The 5,630-nt window shown below is 74.8% G+C and carries 6 protein-coding genes; 5 read left to right on the top strand and 1 reads right to left on the bottom strand.

Features of this window, described 5'->3' with window-relative positions; all coding sequences use genetic code 11:
* Positions 1–362: 362 nt before the first annotated feature.
* The 3 genes from L1885_RS22555 (at position 363) to L1885_RS22545 (ending at position 2,515) form a co-directional block, all read left to right on the top strand.
* The gene (locus L1885_RS22555; RefSeq protein ID WP_235798999.1) at positions 363–1,421 is read left to right on the top strand and encodes a trypsin-like serine peptidase; all 1,059 of its coding nucleotides are present in this window, start codon (positions 363–365) and stop codon (positions 1,419–1,421) included.
* Positions 1,422–1,579: 158 nt separating this feature from the next.
* Entirely contained in the window at positions 1,580–1,993 is a 414-nt protein-coding gene (locus L1885_RS22550; RefSeq protein WP_235798998.1) for a guanyl-specific ribonuclease, read from the top strand.
* Positions 1,994–2,128: 135 nt separating this feature from the next.
* Positions 2,129–2,515, top strand: a complete 387-nt coding sequence (locus L1885_RS22545) for a barstar family protein (protein WP_235798997.1) — start codon at positions 2,129–2,131, stop codon at positions 2,513–2,515.
* 247 nt (positions 2,516–2,762) lie between these two features.
* On the opposite strand, the gene L1885_RS22540 is transcribed toward L1885_RS22545, so the two are convergent.
* A complete protein-coding gene (locus L1885_RS22540) occupies positions 2,763–3,398 on the bottom strand; it encodes a maleylpyruvate isomerase N-terminal domain-containing protein (RefSeq protein WP_235798996.1) in 636 nt (211 codons plus the stop codon).
* Between the two features lie 455 nt (positions 3,399–3,853).
* Between L1885_RS22540 and L1885_RS22535 the strand changes: the two genes are divergently transcribed.
* Both L1885_RS22535 and L1885_RS22530 read left to right on the top strand, forming a co-directional pair.
* Positions 3,854–4,882: an aldo/keto reductase gene (locus L1885_RS22535; protein ID WP_235798995.1), complete on the top strand. Its 1,029-nt coding sequence runs from the start codon at positions 3,854–3,856 to the stop codon at positions 4,880–4,882.
* Between the two features lie 8 nt (positions 4,883–4,890).
* Positions 4,891–5,478: a TetR/AcrR family transcriptional regulator gene (locus L1885_RS22530; RefSeq protein WP_235798994.1), complete on the top strand. Its 588-nt coding sequence runs from the start codon at positions 4,891–4,893 to the stop codon at positions 5,476–5,478.
* Positions 5,479–5,630 lie beyond the last annotated feature (152 nt).

Here is a 5,630-nt window from a genome sequence, read left to right as displayed (position 1 = left end):
CACAGCTCCGCCGCCGCGCCCGGGCACACCTCCGGCCACTCTCGCCCCCGCATCTGCGCGGGCTCCGAGCCGGACGACCGGCTGCTCGGCGCGTTCCCGTGGCTCGCGGCGGCCCGCACGTCCCGCATCGTGCCCTCCTGAGCGCGCCTCCAGTCGATCTCACCTCGCCGGCCGCAACCCCGCCACCTCCCGGACGTCGTTTCGGGGGAGGGGCCCGCACCCGGCGCCGCCGCCGCGCGGTTCTCCCGCCGTGAACGCGGCAGCCGGCCGGGTCCCTCGCGGCCCCGGGGCCGCCGCGCCCCCTGCGGGGCGCCGTCTCCCGGACGCCGCGGCCCGTACCCGAGAGAGGAACGAGAACCACCATGGCAATGACGTCAGCCTCCCGTCCCGCGCTGCCCCGCGGGCTCGCCGCGGCGGGAGCCATCCTGCTGACCGCGGCCTCGACGGCCGTGCTCCTGCCGGCCACGGCCCACGCAGCCCCGCCGGAGACCGTCACCACACGGTCCGGTGCCACGACCGCCGGTGAGCGCGGCCGGATCGATGCCTACTGGACCCCCACCCGGATGAAGCTGGCCGGCGCGCTCGTCCCCGAGATCACCCCCGTCCCCGAGGACGACGACACGCCCGACGACCCGCGTCCGCTCCCCGCCGGGACGCCGGATCCCGGCGCCGTGTGGACGCACGCGGGCGCGGTGGGCAAGAGCGTCGGCCGCCTCTTCTTCACCTTCTCCGACGGCTACGACGGCAGTTGCACCGCGACGGTCGTCAGCAGCCCGAACCGCAGCACGCTCGTCACGGCGGCGCACTGCCTGCGCGGCGTCGGGCCGGCGGCCGACGACGACACGTGGAACCACAACCTCTACTTCGTGCCCGGCTACCGCAACGGGACGAAGCCGCTCGGCGGCTTCAGCGTCAAGGCCATGGCGACGTCGTCCCGTTGGGACGCCGACCCCTCGGAGACCACCTCGGACGACGTCGCCGTCGCCGGCTACGACACGGGAGTGCTCGTGACGAACCGGTCGGCCGGCGGGCGCCGCCTCGCGGACGTCACGGGAAGCCAGCGGATCGCGTTCACCAAGCCCGTCGAGGGCGAGTTCATCCACGCCTTCGGCTATCCGAAGGACAAGCTCAACGACCCGGGCGCCACCTACAGCGGGAACCGGATGATCCACTGCGCGGGGCCGGACCGGCCGGGCCCCGACGCCCCGCTCCTGTGGGGCGAGACCTGCGACATGGCGTCCGGTGCGAGCGGCGGCCCCCACCTCGCCGGGTTCGACACCCGCACGGGCGCGGGCACCGTCGTCGGCGTCACCTCCACCACCGAGGAGCTCGCCGGCGGGCAGCCCGGCACCCTCTACGCCACCCGTCTCGGCGACAGCGCGCACCGCCTCTACGACTGGGCCCGGACGCGCCCGGCCTGATCCCGCGCCCCCTGTCCGGCCGGTGCCCCCCGCCCGGCCGGACAGGCCCGGCAGCGGCCCGGCAGCCGGTCGGGAGCCCCGCAGCCGTAGTGAACTTCCTGCGAACGAACAGGTGTTGGGATTGACGTGACCATGTCTACGCGCGTCATCATGTGGGCATGCGAATTCCCCCACGTATGGCCGCCCTCGGCGGTGTCGCAGCCCTGGCCTCCTCCCTCCTCCTCGGCGGCGCCGCCGCGACCGCGTCCGCGGCCGCCCAGGCCCCCGCCGTCCACGCCTCCGTCGCCGCGGTCGGCAGTGTCTGCTACTCCGGCCTGCCGTCGCAGGCGCACGACACCCAGGCCCTCATCGACAAGGGCGGCCCCTTCCCCTACAAGCAGGACGGGGAGGTCTTCCGCAACGACGAGCACCTGCTGCCCAGTCAGGCGCAGGGCTACTACCGCGAGTACACCGTCGTCACGCCCGGCTCGCCGGACCGCGGCGCCCGCCGGATCATCGCCGGACGGCCCGACGAGGAGTACTACACCTCGAACCACTACGCGTCGTTCAACAAGATCAACTTCTCCTGCTGACCGCCTCGTTGCTCCCGTCGGGGCGGCCGGCCCGGCTCCGGTCGGGCCGGCCGCCCCGGCTTCCGTGCGAGCCGCCCGGCCCGTCGCCCAGCGGGCCGCCCGGTGCGGCCCCCGTCGAAAGGTAGCCTCCGTCCCATGACAGCCACGTACGTGATCGAGGGGGCGGAGGTCACCGGCCTCGACGCGTTCTGGCGCGTGCTCGGCGCCGCCGTCAACGGCCCCGGCGGCTACTTCGGTGCGAATCTCGACGCCCTCGCCGACTGCCTGCGCGGCGGCTTCGGCACCCCCGACGACGGCGACTTCGCCTTCGTCTGGCGCGACCACCTCCTCTCCCGTGCGGCGCTCGGGCACGCGGAGACGGCCGCTACGCTCGAACGCCGCCTGGCCCGCGCCCACTCGAGCGCTCACGCGGAACTGGAGGCCCGGCTCGCGGCCGCCCGCGCCGGCCGGGGGCCCACCGACTTCGACGACCTGGTCGCGGTGTTCGAACGCGAGAGCCCGGGCGCGTTGCGCCTCGCCTGAGCGGGGCGTCCGGGGCATCCGAGGCGTCCGGGTCGCCGGACGGCCCGACCCCGGCTGTCCGTACTGGGCGGCCGGGGCGCCCGAGGCGGGAGGGGGTCCACGAGGTGCCGGGCGGCCGGGACGCGGCGCCCGCTCGGCGCGCGCCGGGCCGCCGGCCCCGCGGCAGGGTGTGAGGCCCCCGGACGCGTGCCGCCCTCCGAGGGGTGAGGCGCCCCCCTCTCGATCCGCGCCAGGGTGCCCGAGCGGCTCAGAGCGCGTTGATCGCGAGCGGCGCCCGCTCGGCTCGGGCCAGGGCCCGCAGCAAGGCCGATTGACCGTGCCGACGAGCGGCGAGTTCGGCCAGCAACGCCAGCACGGGACCGAAGGCCGCAGGCGAGAGCTCCGGCGTGGCGGTTCCGGCGCTGACGGCCAGGTCGTCCATGTGGACGGCGAGTTCCATCATGCGCGTCGTGAGGAAGTCGTCCAGGCTCAGTGCCCACCCCGTCTGGGGCATGAACACGACCCGGTCGCCCCGAACCGCCGGCAGGGCGACCTGCTGTTCGGCGAGTGCCCCACGGGCGTCCTCCACGAGCGCCCGGGCGCCTCGCGAGGCGATGTCCTCCCCGTTCGTCCGGATGCCGACGTTCACCTCGCCGTCGAGGGGCGTGTCGATCCAGGCGGCGCGGGCGTAGTGCTCGAGAAGCGGGATCGGCGCCTCGGCCGACGCCGCGGTCCCCAGGGCCGACGACACGCTGAAGACCTGATACGCCAGATGACCGGCCAGGCCGCCGACGGTCATGTCCGCCAACGCGCTGGGCTCCTCCCAGGAAGCGGCGACCTCCGGCGCACCCAGCAATGTCACCGCCTGAGCCGCGGCGCCCAGATACGCCTCCGTGAAACCCATCGGACCCCCCTTGTCGAGTGGCCCCGGCGCGCGGGCGGGCAACCGGAGGCCACGGCTTGTGAGACGTCGTCACCCCGACGCCGCCCCGGCCGCGATCCGCGTCACGGTCGACCGGGGACATCCACCACCCCAGCAGTCTTCCGCGGGCGCCACCGTCGCAATCCTGGAAAGTGCCGGATCCGGCGGGAGCCCATGCTCGTGACCGGCTACCGGCTACCGGCTTCCCGCGGTGCCGTGCCGGCTCGCGCGGTCCCGTCCGCCGTCCGGGCGGTCCCCGGCCCGCGCGGCGCGTCGGAGCAGGCATCCCGTCCGACCGCCCCGGCTCCTGGGCCCGCCCTTGTGGCCGCATCCCCGCCCGAGCCCACCCCTGAGTGATTGTGCTGACAGATATTGAAATCTGTCAGCACAACTGCCATGCTTCTCGGCACACCCCTCCACCCCCCAAGGAGCGCTCCGTGCAGACCCGCACCCTCGGCACCACCGGACCCCAGGTCTCCGCGATCGGCCTCGGCTGCATGGGCATGTCGCCCGCCTACGGGCAGAGCGACCGGTCCGAGTCCCTCGCCACCGTCCACGCCGCGCTCGACGCCGGAGTCACCCTCCTCGACACGGGCGACTTCTACGGCATGGGCCACAACGAACTGCTCATCAGCGAGGCCCTGCGCACCGCACCCGCCCGGCTGCGCGAACAGGCCGTGACGAGCGTGAAGTTCGGCGCGCTGCGCAACGTCGACGGCCGCTTCGTCGGGCACGACGGCAGGCCCGAGGCGGTCCGCAACTTCCTCGGCTACTCCCTGCAGCGCCTGGGCACCGACCACATCGACATCTACCGCCTCGCCCGCGTCGACCCGAATGTGCCCATCGAGGAGACGGTCGGCGCCATCTCCGAGGCCGTCCAGGCCGGCTACGTACGCCACATCGGCCTGTCCGAGGCCGGACCCGAGTCGATCCGCCGCGCCGCCGCCACCGCACCCATCGCCGACGTGCAGCTCGAGTACTCGCTGCTCGACCGCGGCATCGAGGACGAGATCCTCCCGCTCTGCGGCGAGCTGGGCATCGGCGTCACCGCGTACGGCGTGCTCTCCCGCGGCCTGATCAGCGGCCACTGGGGGAGGGGCCGGCAGATCGCCGCCGACGACTTCCGCGGGCTGAGCCCCCGCTTCCGGCCGGAGAACATCGACCGCAACCTCGACCTCGTCGACGCACTGCGCAAGGTCGCCGACGCCAAGGGCATCAGCGTGGCGCAGACGGCCATCGCCTGGGTGCTCGCGCAGAACGACCGCTGGTCCGCGGGCATCGTGCCGGTCGTCGGCGCGCGCCGGCGCGACCGCCTGGCCGAGGCACTCGGCGCGCTGGACGTTAGGCTCGACGCCGACGACCTGGCCGCGGTCGAGGAGGCGGTTCCGGCCGGCGCCGCAGCCGGCGCCCGCTACCCGGAGGAGCAGATGGCCCACCTCGACAGCGAGAAGAAGCAGATGAAGTAAGGGACCCGATGGCGCCGACCGACAGCCCGCTGACCCCCGAGCGCATCCTCGAAGCCACCGAGGACGTGCTGCGCCGCTACGGTCCCGCCAAGGCCACGGTCGTCGACGTCGCCCGCGCCCTGGGCGTCAGCCACGGCAGCGTCTACCGGCACTTCCGAACCAAGGCGGCACTGCGAGAGGCGGTCGCCGGACGCTGGCTCGCCCCCGAGAGCGGCGAGCTGGAGGCGATCGCGGACGGCGAGGAGCCGGCCGGGGAGCGGCTGCGGCTCTGGCTGACGACCCTCTTCGCCGCCAAGCGCCGCCGCGCCGGGGACGACCCCGAGCTGTTCGCCACGTTCCTCGAATTGGCCAGGGACGCCAGCACCGCCGTCACCTGCCACGTGGAGAGGCTGGTGGCCCAGCTGGAACGTGTCGTGGTGAGCGGCGTGCGCGGCGGGGAGTTCGCCGCGCCCGACCCGGCCGCCGCGGCCCGGGCGCTGTGGGACGCCACCGCCCGCTTCCACGACCCGGTCCACGCCGGGGAGTGGCAGAAGCCGGAGACCGAGCGGGAGTTCCACGAGGTCCTCGACCTGCTCCTGCGCGGCCTGCGCGCGTAGGGCGCGGCTCCCCGCCGCCGGCGGCCGCCTCCCGCGCCGAGGGGACTCACCCGCGGCGCGGGGGCGTGCGTTCCAGTTCACGGCGCGCCGGGCCGGGCGGCACCAGGGACACCGCCTCCCAGGCCCTCGCCCACGCGGCGCTCTGCGGGGCG

Origin of the sequence: Streptomyces fuscigenes (genome assembly GCF_021556455.1) — a bacterium.
Classification (GTDB): Bacteria; Actinomycetota; Actinomycetes; order Streptomycetales; family Streptomycetaceae; genus Streptomyces; species Streptomyces fuscigenes.
The sequence above is the reverse complement of the archived record's forward strand: the minus strand, read 5'-3'. Positions and strand labels throughout refer to the sequence as shown.